General features: G+C 37.3%; 13 protein-coding genes. 2 read left to right on the forward strand and 11 right to left on the reverse strand.

Features of this window, described 5'->3' with window-relative positions; all coding sequences use genetic code 11:
* The first annotated feature begins 177 nt into the window (after positions 1-177).
* Both JKP82_RS10890 and JKP82_RS10895 read left to right on the forward strand, forming a co-directional pair.
* On the forward strand, positions 178-2,733 hold the full coding sequence (locus JKP82_RS10890; RefSeq protein WP_218397025.1) for a right-handed parallel beta-helix repeat-containing protein: 2,556 nt from the start codon (positions 178-180) through the stop codon (positions 2,731-2,733).
* A gap of 45 nt (positions 2,734-2,778) precedes the next feature.
* The gene (locus JKP82_RS10895; protein WP_218397026.1) at positions 2,779-3,552 is read left to right on the forward strand and encodes a sulfotransferase family 2 domain-containing protein; all 774 of its coding nucleotides are present in this window, start codon (positions 2,779-2,781) and stop codon (positions 3,550-3,552) included.
* A 213-nt stretch (positions 3,553-3,765) separates the two neighbouring features.
* On the opposite strand, the gene JKP82_RS10900 is transcribed toward JKP82_RS10895, so the two are convergent.
* From JKP82_RS10900 to JKP82_RS10950, 11 genes are all read right to left on the reverse strand, one after another.
* Positions 3,766-4,389, reverse strand: a complete 624-nt coding sequence (locus tag JKP82_RS10900; protein ID WP_218397028.1) for a hypothetical protein — start codon at positions 4,387-4,389, stop codon at positions 3,766-3,768.
* Between the two features lie 198 nt (positions 4,390-4,587).
* A complete protein-coding gene (locus JKP82_RS10905; protein WP_218397029.1) occupies positions 4,588-6,477 on the reverse strand; it encodes an acyltransferase family protein in 1,890 nt (629 codons plus the stop codon).
* Between the two features lie 90 nt (positions 6,478-6,567).
* Complete coding sequence (locus JKP82_RS10910) at positions 6,568-7,548, reverse strand: glycosyltransferase family 2 protein (RefSeq protein ID WP_218397031.1); 981 nt, start codon at positions 7,546-7,548, stop codon at positions 6,568-6,570.
* A 36-nt stretch (positions 7,549-7,584) separates the two neighbouring features.
* Positions 7,585-9,048: an oligosaccharide flippase family protein gene (locus JKP82_RS10915; RefSeq protein WP_218397032.1), complete on the reverse strand. Its 1,464-nt coding sequence runs from the start codon at positions 9,046-9,048 to the stop codon at positions 7,585-7,587.
* Between the two features lie 18 nt (positions 9,049-9,066).
* Positions 9,067-10,329 carry a glycosyltransferase gene (locus tag JKP82_RS10920; RefSeq protein WP_218397034.1) on the reverse strand — a complete coding sequence of 421 codons (1,263 nt, stop codon included), beginning with the start codon at positions 10,327-10,329 and terminating at the stop codon, positions 9,067-9,069.
* A gap of 137 nt (positions 10,330-10,466) precedes the next feature.
* Positions 10,467-11,450: a UDP-N-acetylmuramate dehydrogenase gene (gene murB / locus JKP82_RS10925; RefSeq protein ID WP_159531001.1), complete on the reverse strand. Its 984-nt coding sequence runs from the start codon at positions 11,448-11,450 to the stop codon at positions 10,467-10,469.
* 9 nt (positions 11,451-11,459) lie between these two features.
* Complete coding sequence (locus JKP82_RS10930) at positions 11,460-12,731, reverse strand: UDP-N-acetylglucosamine 1-carboxyvinyltransferase (RefSeq protein WP_159531002.1); 1,272 nt, start codon at positions 12,729-12,731, stop codon at positions 11,460-11,462.
* Positions 12,732-12,780: 49 nt separating this feature from the next.
* On the reverse strand, positions 12,781-13,647 hold the full coding sequence (locus JKP82_RS10935) for a glycosyltransferase family 2 protein (protein ID WP_159531004.1): 867 nt from the start codon (positions 13,645-13,647) through the stop codon (positions 12,781-12,783).
* On the reverse strand, positions 13,644-14,756 hold the full coding sequence (locus tag JKP82_RS10940) for a glycosyltransferase family 4 protein (RefSeq protein WP_159531005.1): 1,113 nt from the start codon (positions 14,754-14,756) through the stop codon (positions 13,644-13,646). The genes JKP82_RS10935 and JKP82_RS10940 overlap by 4 nt, the downstream gene beginning before the upstream one ends.
* On the reverse strand, positions 14,753-16,084 hold the full coding sequence (locus tag JKP82_RS10945; RefSeq protein ID WP_218397035.1) for an O-antigen ligase family protein: 1,332 nt from the start codon (positions 16,082-16,084) through the stop codon (positions 14,753-14,755). The genes JKP82_RS10940 and JKP82_RS10945 overlap by 4 nt, the downstream gene beginning before the upstream one ends.
* Before the next feature lie 6 nt (positions 16,085-16,090).
* Positions 16,091-17,227, reverse strand: a complete 1,137-nt coding sequence (locus JKP82_RS10950; protein ID WP_218397037.1) for a glycosyltransferase — start codon at positions 17,225-17,227, stop codon at positions 16,091-16,093.
* Between the last annotated feature and the right edge of the window lie 101 nt (positions 17,228-17,328).

Below are 17,328 nucleotides of genomic sequence, written 5' to 3' on the forward strand. Positions count from 1 at the left end.
AAAATAATTACGCACAGCACTGAATAAAAATGAAGTTAGTACTTTATTTGTTCCGACTAATCGCTTGTGTAGTTTAAAACGTATTACTAAACTGTAAGTCTCTTCCGTAAAAATACGTTTTTAGCACCTGTACTTCCGTATTTTTTATCTTTTCCGTAACAGCCAAAGGATTTTCTCATGAAATCCCAAACCGTGTCTTATAGACAATTGTTCTCTATTTTTATTGCCACTATGTTAATGACGCTGGCATCTTGCTCTGTGTCGAAACATTCTGATCAGGCTAGCTCAGTAAATAACCAGCTAGGCGCCGCAATTCAATCACATCTTGCTGCGAGCCACGCCAGTAGTGAAAACGAATTATCTACCGCGCTATCAAAAATGAAGGTGTCGAAGGCTTCTAAAGTAGTCGTTTCACAACACAAAGCCAATATTATTAATCTTTATCGCACAGATACGTTATTGCTAGTTATGCAAAACAAATATCGCGACAATAAACTTGCAGAAAACTTGGCTAATAACAAGGATACACCTTCAGCTATTTCTACCCTTGTGAGGTTGTTTCCAATTGATGCCTATAGAATTCTGACATACGTTACCGAAAACAGTTTAATAAACGAAGATACACTCTTAGCAATCGCTGTTGAAAACAATCTAGACCCAACTATCGTTTTAGAAGCCTCTGCAACAGGAATGGAAAATAGCGTTACTCCGCTTATACACTCAGCGGGAATTGTAATTTACGGTCAAGACGAAGATAACTCAAGTGAAGTAAGATATAGAGAAGTGGGCGATAGCACATGGCTTCCAGCCTTAGAGCTTGCATGGGAGCCCATATATGGCGCACTCTCTGGTAGCATTGTTCATTTGAATGCCGATACAGCCTATGAGGTTGAAGTTGAAATAACCGGCTACGAGGGAGATACACAAGAATACTCATTCAATTTTAAAACGCGCCCAAACTCCCCCCCTATTGATCCGAATAAAATATACTACCTTTCAGAAATATACTCCGGCGGTCAGTTAGACCTAGAAGCGTTAAATATTTATGGTAGTGAAGATGGCTACGCAAAAATAATAGGAGATGGGCAGACTGTTCAAGCATCAGATGACGTAGGTTCTGCTATAAACATTGGCTCTCAATCTTATATCGTTTTAGAGAACCTCACTATTGAAGGTGGAAAGCGCTATGGTATTTATGCAAAAAACACTCATCACATTTGGATTCGAGGGTGCAACATTTCTAAATACGGCCAGCTTCCTGGTTACTATAAAGATAATATAGGATATGTTTCTGAAACTAGCTCATCGCCCATTAACTATGACTCAGGTATATATTTAGAACGTTCTGGTGTAGCTGTTATTGAAGACTGTGAAATACATAGCCCTAATCACAAGGCTAATAATTGGGGAGATGGTCACCCCAAAGGCCCAAATGCAGTACAAGTTTGGGCATATCATCCCGAAGAGAAATACAGAGGCCAAACAATAATAAGAAATAATAGGTTCTTCGGAACTGACACTCATCGGTTTAACGATGTGATTGAAGGGCGAAAAAATACAGAATTTACTGGCGGATTCGTAAGAGACTCCGCTATTTACGGCAATTATTTAGCCTTCGCAAATGACGATTTACTTGAGATAGATGGAAGCCAAAGAAATGTTCTCGTATATAACAATGAATTAACGAAAGGCTATGCAGGTATTAGCATTGCACCAAATAGATTAGGCCCAAGTTACCTATTTCACAACTATATTCATGATCTTGGCGACGAAAGGGGCAAAGAATGGACTGCGATTAAAGCAGGAGGCTTACTATCAAAACCAAGTGGTAAAACTTACATAATAGAAAACTTCATAAATACTGATCGTAATGGGATATCAGGCTCTAGTGTTAGTGGCGATAAGACGTTCTGGATAGAAGCTAATAACAATATAATAATTAATCGATTACATAATACAGCTGTCGGTTTGGGGATTTATGATATTGAAAAGTATCACTTATCAAAATTTACGAATAACCTGATTTTTAATACTAAAATAAATCGACCGAATTTAGATGTAGCGGTTGAAAACTTGGTTGAACACCCATTAACCAACGATGCTGCATATGTCTCATCAATTGATAATACCCCTACTTTCACCCTGCCTTTACAGAGTGAGTTTATATTACCGAATTTTTCTAGAAGAGAACTTGTTCCACAAGCACCTACTGCTGATGAAAATAGCACTAGCGTTTTAAACATAGACTCTCAGCAAGTAACTAAATTCGATAACCAAACAAAATATGGTGAACCTATTGTCACCAACAACAATAGAATAAAGCTTTCCGGAAACAGCTGGTACAAAATACCAGTAGATATTAATGTAAATTCCGGTACATCTATGTCCTTGAACTATGAAATAAATGGAAGCGCAGAAATTATTGGCATAGGACTTGAAACAAATAATTCCCTGACAGCATCAAAGGTTCTCAAATTTGCGGGTTCTCAGGAGTTTGGAAACAATCTAACAAACCTCCTAGATGGTGGTACTAGTGGGAAATTGGAAATTGAACTTAGCAAGTATCATTTAGGAGCTCTACGCTATATAGTATTCATACTAGATAACGATAATATAGAGAGAATAAATAATAATAGCTCCGTTACGTTTTCCAATCTGAAAATTACAAATTCAACCGAAAGCGGCACCGTGAATCAAAGCGAAATACTTGTTCCGATCGGGATACAGAACTAAATTAAAAATTTCAATTTTAACGAAGTAATTAGGAGTTACACGTACATGCAAGGTTCTTTGAAAACGAAGGCTGCAAATTTTTTATCCCGTTACCCGAAAGTCTTCTTTTGCCACATTCCTAAATGCGCAGGCGTATCTTTATCAAATGCTATTCATGCTTCTTTATATCCCAGCTTTTTTAAAGCTACACGCATGTCAAGCAACATCGATCTAGCCGGAAGCAAAGTGAGCTCTGAACTACTTAATATTGATATGACAATCGCTAGAGAGGTTCAGCTAGCTTTTAGCTTAAATGACAAATATAAAAAGTTTATCACTGGTCATTGCCGTGCAAGGCCTGAATTGGTCGATAGGTTTGGGGAAAGCTGGAATTTTATTACGATACTTCGAGACCCTAAGAAAAGATTTGTTTCAGAGTTCGTTTACAATAAGTTCAAGGACTCAGATTGGGCAAAACATGACGAAGAAATCGACGTGTATTTAGATTCTGCATTTGCTAGACACTCTGCTACAACATATGCTCGTTATTTTTCAAAATTCACCGATGCAGATGACATTTTTAAGTATGAGGGTGAAGCAATCGAGACCGCGGTCGATAATCTCAAAAATTTCAGCGTCGCTGGAACCTTAGAAAACCTAACAGGTTGGCAGCATAAATTTAACAATCATTTCGATACTAAAATAAAAATTGACAATAAAAATTCTAGCCCAAATAAAAGCTTATCTTCAGAACTTTATAAAGACACCAGCGTCATGGAACGAATAAACCATCTAAGTAGAATAGACAAAGCTATTTATGAAGCCGTTTCCAAGTTCTAAATAAAACAATGTTGTTTCGCTTAAAACGCTAGGTGAATATCACTCAGCGTTTTAAATTTCGTCGCCGACCTAAATGTCACAGCCTTTAATTCATTATTCCGCTTTCATAATGGCAATAATTAACTAAATACCGATGGAATAAAAAATGCCTGATTAAATAATCAGGCATTTAAGAGATCTAAATGGAAAACCGCCGATGTAGCGGAACAAACACTAGATTTTTCTTCGGCTAACTAAAAGAACCAAAGATAGAAGAAGTAGACTCCCCGCTGCCGGAGCACTTACTGCAGTTGGACTAGAAGGAACAGAAGACGTTGACTGACATAAGTCACCGGTAGAACACAACTCTACATCTGTAAAGGTAAGTGAAGTTCCACTCATACTGTCTGCATCCAAAACAAAAACGAACTGGCTGAACGTTCCGGTAATGTAAGAACCAATGTTAATCGCTAAATCAACAGCACCATCACCAAATTGATAAACATCTAGATCTGTTACTCTTGATATAGTTGGACCGCCTAACTGAAGTAACGTACTTGCAGTAACTACGTTGTCATTGTCTAAACCAAATCCATACCATTCCGCTTCTACACCAGTCGCTTCAACAGTAAAATATAAAACGGTATCACTGGTTATCTCGAAAACACCATTGATATAAACCCATAGATTTCCATCTAGACTTAACTCTCTGCCATCAGAACTAACCGTTGGACTACCTGACACTTGTTGATTCGAGAAACCGGATACAACATAATCATTAAAATCAATAAAGGCTGCTTGAGCGTTGAGCGATAACGCAGAAATAGCCGAAATGATAACACCTTTTAAAAACTTCATACCAATTCCTTAAAATTGACTAATACTCAATATGTCAAACCACTCACCTTTCAATGCAAATACCAGACCAAATTCATAAGACACTGTTTTTATTAGCTAAAAATAAAAATACGTAGTATTCATACTCAGCAACAACTTCAATTGTAAAATTTATTGACACCATTTAGTTTGCTATAAATCTGGTAAGAAACTCCAAAGTCATTGTATATTCATTGCCTCAACCAACATTTTTGCACCTAAAACAGAAGGATGGTCGTCGTCGAAGTAAAGAGGTACACCACCTTTAACCGCATAACAAAATTCGTTGTCACAAAAAACATCTTGGCTTTTGACTAAATGAACATTTTTAGGGTAATTAGAATTGTCAAAATGGTTAACAACAAACTGATTACGTTCTAGATACCAATGCTTATCAGTCCCTACTATTGCATCAAAGCCTTTCTTATCTAAAAGAGCTAAACCGGCTAACTGCGAAATACTTCTTGGTAGCTCAGGTATCGGATAAAAAACATAAACATGCTTTTTATGGTACGCAAGGTCTATTATTAATCGATCCAAATTTTTAATTAATTGAGCCGCACCTTCATTTTCATTTGAGCTGAAGGCCTGAGGATAGGCACTAGCATCTCCCCCAAAAAGATAAAATGTATGCCTATGGTTTAAAACTACATTTTCAATATTTTTATCCATTAAAATTTGCTTGACGCTTTCGTTATACCACCTTGCACATTCACTATAATCTTTATTCTGATTATATGAGGGTTCGCAACTTGAAAAACTAAAGTGTCTAAGTCCAACATCACTTAGTTTCAGCTTTTCAGCTAGTGAATATGCAATCTCGACAGCGTGGCTGTCACCAAGAACTGCCCAGTTTATTTCCCTTCCGTAATATTCACAGGAAGTCGATGGTTCTTTATAAGAAGCAATATGACAAGTTTCTCGAAATGGGCTTGGTTTTGCGTTGCTATGTATTGCTTGATATGCGGCAGGCGAAAGACTGTAGAATCCATTTTGAACGTAAATCATAGAACCCACGAATGCTACGAAAAAAAACATGAGCAATGGCTTCAATTTTACCAACGCTAGTAGACTATTATAGTTTCTATCAAATTTGATAGTCTCAATATATCTATAACTCAAGTAACCAAGTGTTATAGATAATATAATCCCAATATATGTATAAATAATACTAAGTGAGAAATAATACACTAAAACTACAAGTGGCCAATGCCATAGATATATGGAGTAAGACCACAACCCTAATTTCTGTGATAAATAATTATTTGTTAATAAGCTATCTTCTCGCTGTGAGAGAATTATTAGTATGGCACCCGCCACTGGCAATAACGCAAAGTATCCTGGCCAAGGGTTTTTTTCAGTGACAAATAGATAAGAATATACGATTAACATTAAACCTATAAATTCAAGTATTTTTTTTCTTTTTTCGCTTATGGTTAAGGGGCATAAGAAGGCAATGCCCCCTGCCATCATTTCCCAAGCTCTAGTATGTAATAAAAAATATGAAGCATCAGGCCATTTATATGTAAAGAAGATATTTGTTATAAAGGTAGTTAGTGTTATGAGAATTATTGCAATCTTTATAATTTCAAATGAAAAAAACCTTTTTAGGGCTATTAGAACCAGTGGATAAACTAAATAAAACTGCCACTCTACTGAGAGAGACCATGTATGCAATAGCCATTTTTCATGTGAGTTTACGTCAAAATAGCCAGATTCCCGCCAATAAATATAGTTAGAAATAAAACCAATACTACTAGCAATGTGTTTCCCAAGAGGCTCGTAGTCTAACGGTGTTAGGTAATACCAGCCAAAAATGGACAGGGCAACACATAGGATGGCTAATGGTGGAATAATTCTGTTTGCTCTTGAGATGTAAAAATTCAAAACTGAAAAATTGTTATTTTCCAGACCTTTGAAAATTATTCCTGTCATTAAATAGCCGGATATCACAAAAAAAACATCTACCCCTGCAAACCCTCCAGGAAGCCACCCAGGAAGAAAATGGAATAAGACTACCGCAACAACAGCGATTGCCCTTAACCCATTGATATCTTTTCTGAAATTCAAAACATTTCTCTCAATATAATTAAATTTAGCTTTTACTTAAAAACCAAAACTGGTCTAACAATTAATAGATAACTATGTATAAATATTTTTCTATTGCTTAAGTTTTGCTATTATCTTCGATGTCCAACGAGACAAGATAGGAACCTTCTCTATACTCAATATTATTTTTGAGATTATAGACTTCATAGTTAATGGTTGATAGGTGGAAAACCGACGGTAAAAATCGTTATTTTTGTTGTTGCCACTATTTTGGCCATTGATAATTTTTGATGCAATCATATTTGAAATATTTTTATTAGGGTACATGAAAAGGCCGCCATGGTGGCCATATAAGTCGATCAAGTCTTTCCCGTAAAGCTTTCGATCTTGGTAACACTGTCTAGCAAATTCCGCCAAATATTTTTGAAGAAATTGTTTAGCTCCATCCGTCGACACTCCATCTTTCATGAACATACGTCTTTCGTACAGGTACTCCTGAATAATTTCGACTTCACAGTGGTCTATCATCAATAACCATAAATCAAGGTCCTGAGAAAATTTGAAATATGGTCTGTACCCACCGACTTGATCATAAAGACTTCGACGAAACATTACCTCACCGTGCCCTAGGGGATTTGACCCAGCCAGAAAGTCATTAGCAGAAATATGACTATTGTTGTAGCCTCTCTTTTTCCTAGCACCATCATTTTTGCCTCCGAAAACGACATTCTCAAAAAGGCAGCTAACAATCCCGACTTGAGGTTTATTATCCAGTACTTCTACCTGTTTCTTTATGCGAGAAGGCAATGAGACATCGCCTGCTCCTTGAATAGCTATATAAGTACCTTGGGAAGCATCTATGGCTGCTCTAATCGCACCAACAAACCCAGTGTTCTTTTGATGAATGACTTTTAAGCGTTCATCATCGAAGTCATCTAAATAAGCACCTGTTAATGGGTCTGAACTACCATCGTTCACTACAATTACTTCAAATGAATCATAGTCTTGATCAAGTAGCGACTGAATGCACTCTTTCACATATTCGCTTCTATTGTAGTAAGCTACACATATTGAAACTTTTATTTCATTCATGGTTTATCACCTTAAACTTATTATAGATTGAAAGCATTATGCTTTACCTTTCCTGCTCTTCGAAGTGACCCTGAAAAAAGCTTCTTTAATATCCTTACTAAAAACACTAAAAAAGAGCATTGTAATGAAAAATGAAATTAAGAAACTAAAGATAGAGAATAACATCGTTAATGAAAGCTTCACCCAAGGTGAATCAAAAAAATCTGAATTTAAAAAACTTCTGAAGACCAGTGAGGTAAACACGAAAATGAGACAGGAAATAACTGAAGGAACAATATACGATTTAAAGTCGTGATAACCCATATATTTATTTTTTATTAAAAAATAAAACTTATAAATTGAAACCATATTTATAACAAAAGTCTGAACGATAATATACTCAGTAAATTGCAACTTATAACTGAACAAACCTGCCAGAAAAAATATCGATGTAAATACAACGTTTAACTTAAATAAAAGTACATTTTTACCTTGAGTAATTAAAACCAGCCCGAAATACCATGACAAGCATTGCGCGACCGCAGTAAAAGAAAGAATTTCAATAATTACAATAGCAGGTTCCCATTGCTCACCAAAAATTGGGGTTACGTAAAACTCCGCATAAACCCCTATGGCAATCAATATGGGAGCAACTACAAAAGTAATATAAGAAATAAATTTGGCAAAAGCTTCACTTTTATCTTCAGACTTTGTTGCATAACTTAGAACTACAGGCCTAAGTGAAGTTAATGATAATTGTTGAACTAATCTTGTAAATTTACGGGAAATATTGAGAACAGCTAAGCTACCAACCCCATGTATGATACTTACAAATAAATCCATCATTCTCGTTGACCAAAAATTCATTACTTCTGACACTAAGAGAGGAATCGAGAACCGGTAGCACTCTTTAAAATATGTATAAGAAAATGAAAGACCTGGTTTATACTTAACTATGACTTGTAGAATTATAGTATCCACAATTACTTTACTGTACTGATTGATTACTAAAGCCCATGCTCCATAACCATCAAAAGCACAATATACACTTATAACCCCAGCAACTAATGTTGAGAAAAGGTTTCTGAGTGATAAGCTTTTAAAGTTAAAATTTCTTTGAAGTAAAGCTGTTTGTACTATGTTGAATGAAGAAATAGCGGGTAATAGGAGGAGTACTTTGAACACATCTTGCATTAGTTCTGACTTGTCGATAAAGAACAAATCCATTACTAAATAAAATAATATTGAAACCAAAATCGATACTGTCACTACGGAGAAAGTACACGTATCAATGAATATTTTATTAACTTCTTTTCTAGTTAGGATAAAGTCTTTTACACCGCTACTTATAATCACAGTGATAAATTCTAGAAAAAGCATTGCAAATGCTACTACACCAAACTCCTCTATGCTCAAAAAGCGAGCAAGCATGATGTATATAATTAATGATACACCACGCTCAATAAATTTGACGCCAAGAGTCCATGAAGACGAATTTAGAACCGAACTTTTTTTTTTCATTAATTTTGTAAGCTCACTTTATTTGTTCTTGGCAATTGAAGGCTTTAAAAGATTTAGGTTCTCGTGTAAAAAATTACACATTTGGTCGTAAGCGTTCTTCTGATTAAATTCGCCTTGCACTTTTGCTAATGCGTGCATCCTAATGTTTGATAAATTGTACTCACCTTCCATAATTCTACTTAGTTGGTTAGATATAGCTATTGGTGAGCTTTCGGGGACAAGAAAGCCTTCAAGTTCGTGCTCTATTAATTCGGGAATTCCGCTATGAAGCGTTGAGAGGGTTACGATCCCACAGGACATTGACTCCATAAGTGAAACCGGAATTCCTTCCATATCACCATCACTCGCAACTTTCGAAGGCAACAAGAATACATCTGCTTCACTTAGAAGTTTTTTAACACCGGAGTGTGTTTGAACTCCGTGAAAATTTATTACATCTGTGAGCCCCAAATTTTTAGCTTGTTGTTTTAATGTTTCTAATAATGGACCTCCACCAACCAAATCATATGTGAATGGAGTGTCAGTATTCTTCTTAAGTAAACTCATTGCTTGAATAGCGTCATCAATCCCCTTCTTCTCGACCATTCTAGCTACAGATACTATTCTGAATTTTCCCCCAGCTCCTACTTTGGAATCTTTGAAGTTGAATTTGGCTACATCAATGCCCATTCTATTGACTAATATTTTATTACTATCAGCACCTAGTTCAATCAGCTTATTTTTCCATAAGTTACTAATTGGGAATAACGCAAAAGACTTTTTAAATAACTCTTTATAATCAGCTTCGTATTTTTCTAAGTTTTTCTTTTTAGATATATCAGCACCGTGAAAAACAGGAATCAACTTCCCTTGTAGAACGTTAGCATCAGTCATTTTCATCGCTGTAACGCCAGCTGTTCCAAAATGAGCAATGATAAAATCATAGTTTTTGCGTTCTTTCTTCTTTTCAACTAGAGGGAGAAGTAAGTTTTTTGAGACACTTCCATACTTGAAAATATTAAATAACCCAATAATTTTTGGATTAAATATTGATGTACCTAAAGAGGAAATTCGGCTGGCTAACTTAGAGTTTGTTTGCTCAGACAAATATACTGTCTTTTTGTCCAATCCGTACTCAACAACTTTCTCATGCATATTTTCGTAATCGCCTTTAATTAGCGAAATAATGCTTATTTCTATTCCTCTATCCATCAAGCCACAAATTTGATCAATTACAAATGTTTCCGAAGGCAGTGGAAAGCGATTAAGAAAATAAAGCACACTAATTTTTTGGTTTTCCATGATATAACAATCCTTTTCGAGGTACATCTCTACAATATATTTGGGATAACAATACACCCGTAAACTACATCATGTTTATTTCAGATATACATGTTAGCTTCATGATTGGAATAAAAACTCAGATTGTTAACTTTATATTACAATTCCAAGCCATCAGTATATGTATGTGCTTGCGTCATCTCTCCGTTTGGGCGGATATATCTGACCTCACAGTCCATACTGAACCCGGTCTTTTCTTTTACAGTATTTCTGGCTAGTGCTATTAGGTAAAGAACATCTTTACTTGACGCGCCCCCAAGATTGACAATGAAATTTGCATGCAAGGGAGATAGCTGAGCATTACCTTTCCTAACACCTTTTAAACCCGCTTTCTCTATAGCAAACCCTGGAGGTCCAACAACGTCGTACATAGCAGGGTTAGACAGGAAGACAGAGCCACAGTTTGGAAGTTTACGGGGAAATTTTTTTCTACGACTCGATAATATTTTTCGCATCTCATTGCGCACTAAAGAACGTTCTTTTGTTTCTAACTTTAGGGTCACCGCAGCAATAATTACTGGTTCGCCCTGAAAAGGAGACTCACGGTAAGAATGTTCAATTTCATCTGCATTGATAGTACGTGACTCCCCTTGGAGTGACATCACAATTACACTTTCAACGTTCTCTAAGATTCCTCTTCGCTGGCTACCACCGTTCATGTAAACCAAGCCACCGATACGCCCAGGTATACCACAGATGTGCTCTATGCCACTCAAACCATGTCGATATGAATGGTAAGCTACTTCGGGAACCCATGCGCCTGCCTCACAGTAAATTCTATTTTCACTAATAGAAATCTTGCTTAGCCCATTGCCAATTTTTATAAGAATCCCATTAAAACCGTCATCGTCAAAAAGAAGATTTGAACAGTCACCAATTACCAACCGTGGAACATCTTCGAATGTACTGGTGATTGCTAATGCCTCTTGTAAACCCTCAAGAGAACGAGGCGTAATGACACATTGAGCTAAACCTCCAATCTTCCAGTAGCTTAGTTTATTCAGTGGGACGAGGTACTCTACCTCGTCCTTGAATTTGGCGTTTAGTTGCTGTTGCAACTCAAACGGCAAATGGAGTTCCATACGATTATCCTACTTTTGTATTTCTATATGAATGCCAAGTTGTGCAAGTTTACCTTCGAGATTGTTGTAGCCACGAAGTGCCATTTCTACGTCGTTAACTACTGACTTTCCTTCTGCACATAAAGCAGCCATAACTAGCGCCATACTTCCACGTAAATCAGTAGACGTTACTTCTCCCGGTATAAAAGCACCAGGCCCACGCGTAGTGATCTTACCTTCTTCAGTTTCAACCACTGGCACGTCAATTAGTTTTTGAAGTTCATCTGCATATGCTATGCGCTTTGGATATCTATAGTCGAATATTCGTGAGTCGCCTTGAGCGACTATTCCTAAAAGGGTATAGAAAGACTGCATATCGGAAATAATGCCAGGATGGGCACCACAAGCTAATTCGAAAGATTCGACTTGACCATTTTTAATACAATCTGGTGAAAAGTAAATGCTATTGGAATTACTTAAAAAATCGATACCCATTTTTTTCAAATGTAGAAGCGGAACTTCCATAGAGTCAAATGGAACGTTATTAATTAAAAGAGTACCTTTTGAAAGAACGCCATATACTAACCAAGTTAATGCCTCGATTCTGTCATACATCACACTTTTTATAGTGCCTTTTAAATAGTCGACACCCTCTACAATAATATTACTACTGCCGTTTACTTCAATCACGCTTCCCATTCTACGAAGGAAATCAATAAGGTCTTCAATTTCTGGCGTGATGTAAGCATTAATGATTTCTGTTTTACCTACAGCCATACTCGCACATATAAGGGCGTTTTCGGTGCCACCTACAGTTGAAATTGGGAACTTTATTTGACCGCCAATAAAACTCTTTCCCTCTATATGTATGAAGTCAGGCTCTTCTGTCACTTTACAGCCCAATGACTCCCAAACCATAATATGAAGGTCGTATCCACGACTACCAATTTTACAACCTCCGGGGTAAGGAATTTTCGCACTTCCAGATCGCTTTATTTGAGCAGCCGCAAGAAGATAAGTCGTACGAATTGGATAATCATAAACGTCGAGCTCTGTAGATGTTATTCCCTTACTGTTAATGCGTAGCGTTTCAGCTTCGTCATCCACAATGATTTCAGCACCAATATTTTGAAGAAATCTGATTTTGTGCTGCGCATCCACTAATTGTGTTGGAAAATTTTGAAGTATTACTTCCCCATCCGAAATACACGCAGCAGCAAGAAGACGAGTAGCTGAATTTTTTGCTCCGCTTACGTTTATCGTTCCTTGTGGAGTTTTTCCACCTTCAATAATTGCTTTCATATACTATCCTATTGTTAACTTTAGATTTTTAAATGAGGTGATTAAAACGTTAGATAGACATCGGTCGTTTTGTTAACTTTCTATTAAACGCTCTAACAAAAAACATTCCCGTTGCGATTAACCCTGCCTTTTTAATCGAATATATTATCCAAGAAGGCTTGTTATTTTTGTGTTTCAAAGAAAAAAGAAATTGCTCCGATACTCTTTTCTTGAACCAATATTCGCCTAAAAATTCTTTATGTTTATACGCAGATCCTAATCGTTTATCGATTTGTTCAGGTTTCATTTTGCGTACTTTTGCACCAATACCATCTTCATTTTGAAATCTATACAAGAAAATGGGGTTAGGCACATTTACAAATGTCACTCCTAGTTGGAACAGTCGAACGTACATGTCCCAATCTTGTCCATTATTCAACGATTCATCAAAGGTGTTTTTTAGAAGCAACTCACGCTTGGCGCTAAAGCCGCTCATTCCGCAATATGTGTTACCTCTCAGTAGTGAGGATTTGGTAACTGAAGTATCTTTGTTAACTACAACGACGTCCTCTTTACCCAGTTGCTTAAAACCAGAAACACAAGCATCTGCGCCAGCTCGAAACTGCTCACTTAAGATAGTTAGGTATTCAGGTAGCCAAATATCATCATCATCAAGGAAGGCAACCACGTCACCACAGGCATACTCAACGCCTAAATTCCTCGCTTTATTCGCGCCACAAGAAACATTTTGTCTACAATATTTAGCATTAAGCGAGTTAATAGCTGGCATAACACTGTCGTACGAACAGCTTGAATTGTCGTCAATAATAATTATTTCATGCGGCGAACAAATCTGGTTTTTAACCCCCTCTAGGGCTTCTAATAAGCAATCAGGGCGATTGTAGGTGGTTATTACTACTGAGATTTTTAAACTCACTGGGTATCACCTTCTTTGCCAATTATTTTTAGTAGTGAAATAGTATTTTCCGCAATCCTGTCCCAATTGAATTCATACAAAAATGCACTTTGATCTAAGTCTAAATTCAGGGAATCTAAATTCGTTATCTTTTCAGATAATGCTGACGTATCACCAACTGGAAAGTAACTGTCTTCGGGGGCTTCAATATCTTTATTCGGTAAAATATCACTTAATAATACTGGCGCACCCGCACTTATGGCTTCTAGTGCCACTATAGGTAGTCCCTCGTGGTATGAAGGCAGAACGAATACTTTCGCATGTTTGTAAAGCGCCTTTAGTTCATCACCCGATCTTCGCCCCGCGAAAATTATATTTTCGCTTGCCTCTTCCACCAAAGAAGAGGCGTACTCATCTTGGTGATCGGCTTTACCCACAATCACCAATTTCAAATGGCTACTTGACGCCTTATAAGCAGCAACAAGATCGTGAAAGCCTTTCTCGGGTACTAATCTACCTACTGTTAAAATATAACCTTGTGAAGATATACAGAGTTCTTTAGGAAGCGCACTTGCCGCTATTGCCCCAGTAAATGACGGAAGCATTCCATTTGGCACATAATTAATTTTTTCGGCTTGCTTCGGAAATTGTGTTTTTAGTTTTTGGGTAAGTGTTTTACCCACTACAAACATTTTGTTGGAAAAAAGCACACCCATTTTTTCGCCAGTTTTGAGTATGAACTTTGCCAGGCCATTCCACTTTTGCCTGTCATAATCGGCACCGTGGTGAGTAACCACTACTTTCATTCCTAATAATCTTGCTAATGGTGTAAACAAAGCAGGGCCAATAGCATGAAGATGAATAACATCTGGATGCACAAATATTCTAGCGTATAAAATAGCGAAGAAAGTATGCATAAACGTTTCTAAAAATTTATGTTGTAACGTCCATACACTTATTACGTTAACGCCTTTATAAGTATACTTTTTTTGATTTACATAAGGCGATCGTGCAATTACTGTTACCGTTACACCACTTTCAACCATACGAGGATACAACTGCTGACAATGGGACTCTATTCCACCCATAACATCAGGTATTCCACGTAATCCTATTGCACATATCTTCATATTACCTCACGAACTTCATGATTTGCTTTTCTGTCATGAACTTTAGAAAAAATTGGTTTTTTAGCCGATGCTGATGAAAACACCACACCTATCAATATGGCGAAGAACACTAGCCCTTCAATATTCCACAATGGCATTGTGGCCATATTCATGATTAGAAAGCCTACAATTGAAAAGGCCACTATTTTAGATAACCCCTTATTGGCAATTTTGAATGCTTGTTGCAAGCAAAATAAACACATGAAAATAAAGGCAGAGAACCCTATAACACCATATTCATACAGGTTTGAAACGTAGGTATTGTGTGCGTATTTAGCAAATACACCTTTCCAAGAATCGGGCCCAAACCCAACCATCTGATTTAGCATATTTGCATTTGCAAATGCATCTATATATTGGCTCCAGATAAACACCCGGGCAGACATAATGTCTTTTTCTGCTTCGCTAAAATAAATTGGTGCTTTAAAAATGATATCTAAATTACTTACTAATAATCCAACGTCCGCAAAGCGCTCTCGCATAGTAAAAGAAAGCAACATAAAAGCGCTAACTAAAAACATGATTACAATAGTTAATACCGGCGCTTTCTGAGATGGCTTTAACCTTTGCTCAACCAAAGTAAAATAAAATACAGCGGCAATTGGCAATATAGTAAGAATAGCGGTTCGGTAGTTAACTAATACAAGAAGAATAATAGACAATGTAAACAAGCTGGTTCTAAAGCGAATCGTGTTTTTTTCTGTAAGCCCTACAACAAATATAAAGCTCACTATTATCATAGAAAAAGCCGCTTCGTGGTTGTATCCACCAATGTAGCTAGTCGAACCATCAGCTTCTGCCGCCTTTGCTTGGCCAAATACTATTGACAAAATTTGAAGCGTAACCGGCATAACAAAAGCAACCAGCAACTTTTTAAACGTTTCATTCTGCCCTTGGCTGCGGATAGATAGGAACAACGCCCCCGCTAACACCAAGAAATAACACCATTTTACCAATACATTAATGGTGCCGGGTATTTGCATATTCACAAAACCGCTTACCGCAATGGCGGTAAATAAAATATAAAAAGGAAACAGTTTCTTTAAGGTAAAAACAGCGGTAGGAATAAGCAGTAAGCCCAAACCCGCTACGCCTATACTTCCCAATGCGTTAATTGAAAAGCCAGCTACTAGTGGCGGGTAGGTAATAGTATGAAATGCAGATAAGAAGTAGCGCAACCATATTGCGCAAATGGCAAACGCTAAATACTTATTGCAATTACCGGTAATGGTTCTATACACCATTATTAGGCTAACCACCCCTACCAGTAGTTTGATTGCTTCAAACATAATTAGTTAGTCTTCTTTTTCTAAAATGGCACTTACGCGCTTGTGAAAAGCGGCATAGGAAAACTGCTGCGCGCACGCTTGGCTTTTTTGAACATATCGCGATCGGTTAGCACTACCTTTGAATAACACCAACGCATCAGCAACACCTTGGGCGTTATTTAACTCGCACAGTATGCCATTCTTTTCTTCGCTGGCACCAGAAACTTGGTACGGGTATTGTTCGGCAATAATTTCAGCTGGGCCCGACTCGCAATTTGTTGCAATTACCGGCTTGTTCAAACACATGGCTTCCACAATGGCATTGGGGAAACCTTCTGCATTACTGGTTGAAACAAAATATTCTGCCTTGGCCACATAGGGGTAAGGGTTTGGCTTAAAACCTAAAAAATGCACTCTATCTGCAATGCCAAGTGTTTTAGCTAGCGCTTTTAGCATGGCCTCTTCATCGCCCACGCCCAAAATAACTAAGTCTTCAACAATATCGGCTTTCGCATAAGCATTTAGTAACAGTGAAAAGTTTTTGTTTTTAACTAACCGCCCTACCCCAATAATGTATGGCGCTTTAGGAATGTCGGTTACCGCTTCACTTGCTAGTTCATGAAGCTGCGCAATATCGTAAGGGTTATATAATAAAGATACTTTAGGCTCTGGCACCGCATAGTTTTCAATTAAATCGGCTTTTACACCTTCAGACACAGCCACCACGTTATTGGCACGCTTGTACAAAAGCTTAACTAAAAAACGGCTAATTCCATCTTTTAAACCACCCGATAAATGGCTAGTAGTATTTACACGTTCGCTAATAATGGCGCAGTAACCTAACGATTTTGCTATCGCTATATTTAAGAAATTACTACGCGTTAAAAAACTAAAACAAACTTGAGGGTTTAAAGAAGCAAGCAAAGGCTTTAATTGTTGATAACCGGCTTTAAGGCTGCCATTACTGGTAAGTACTGTTTTGGTCACATAAGGGGGGCACTGCTGACTTTCTTCAAGCGTGTCTAGTAATACAAGGTGAACAGGTACGCCAGCGTCGGAAAAATACGTTTCCATTATAGCCAGCAACTTTGCCATAACCCGTTCAGCACCACCGCCTTCAAGGGAATTAATGATAAACACCACGGGGCGGTTACTTTTCAGCATGAAACGTCATCTTCCTTGTCTTTAGACTAAATGCTAGTGCCAAGTTTAGCACAGCTCTATTTTGGTTTTGTAGTAAAATTACAACATTACGGCACCAGTAC

Source organism: Alteromonas lipotrueae, from assembly GCF_019249215.1.
Classification (GTDB): Bacteria; Pseudomonadota; Gammaproteobacteria; order Enterobacterales; family Alteromonadaceae; genus Alteromonas; species Alteromonas lipotrueae.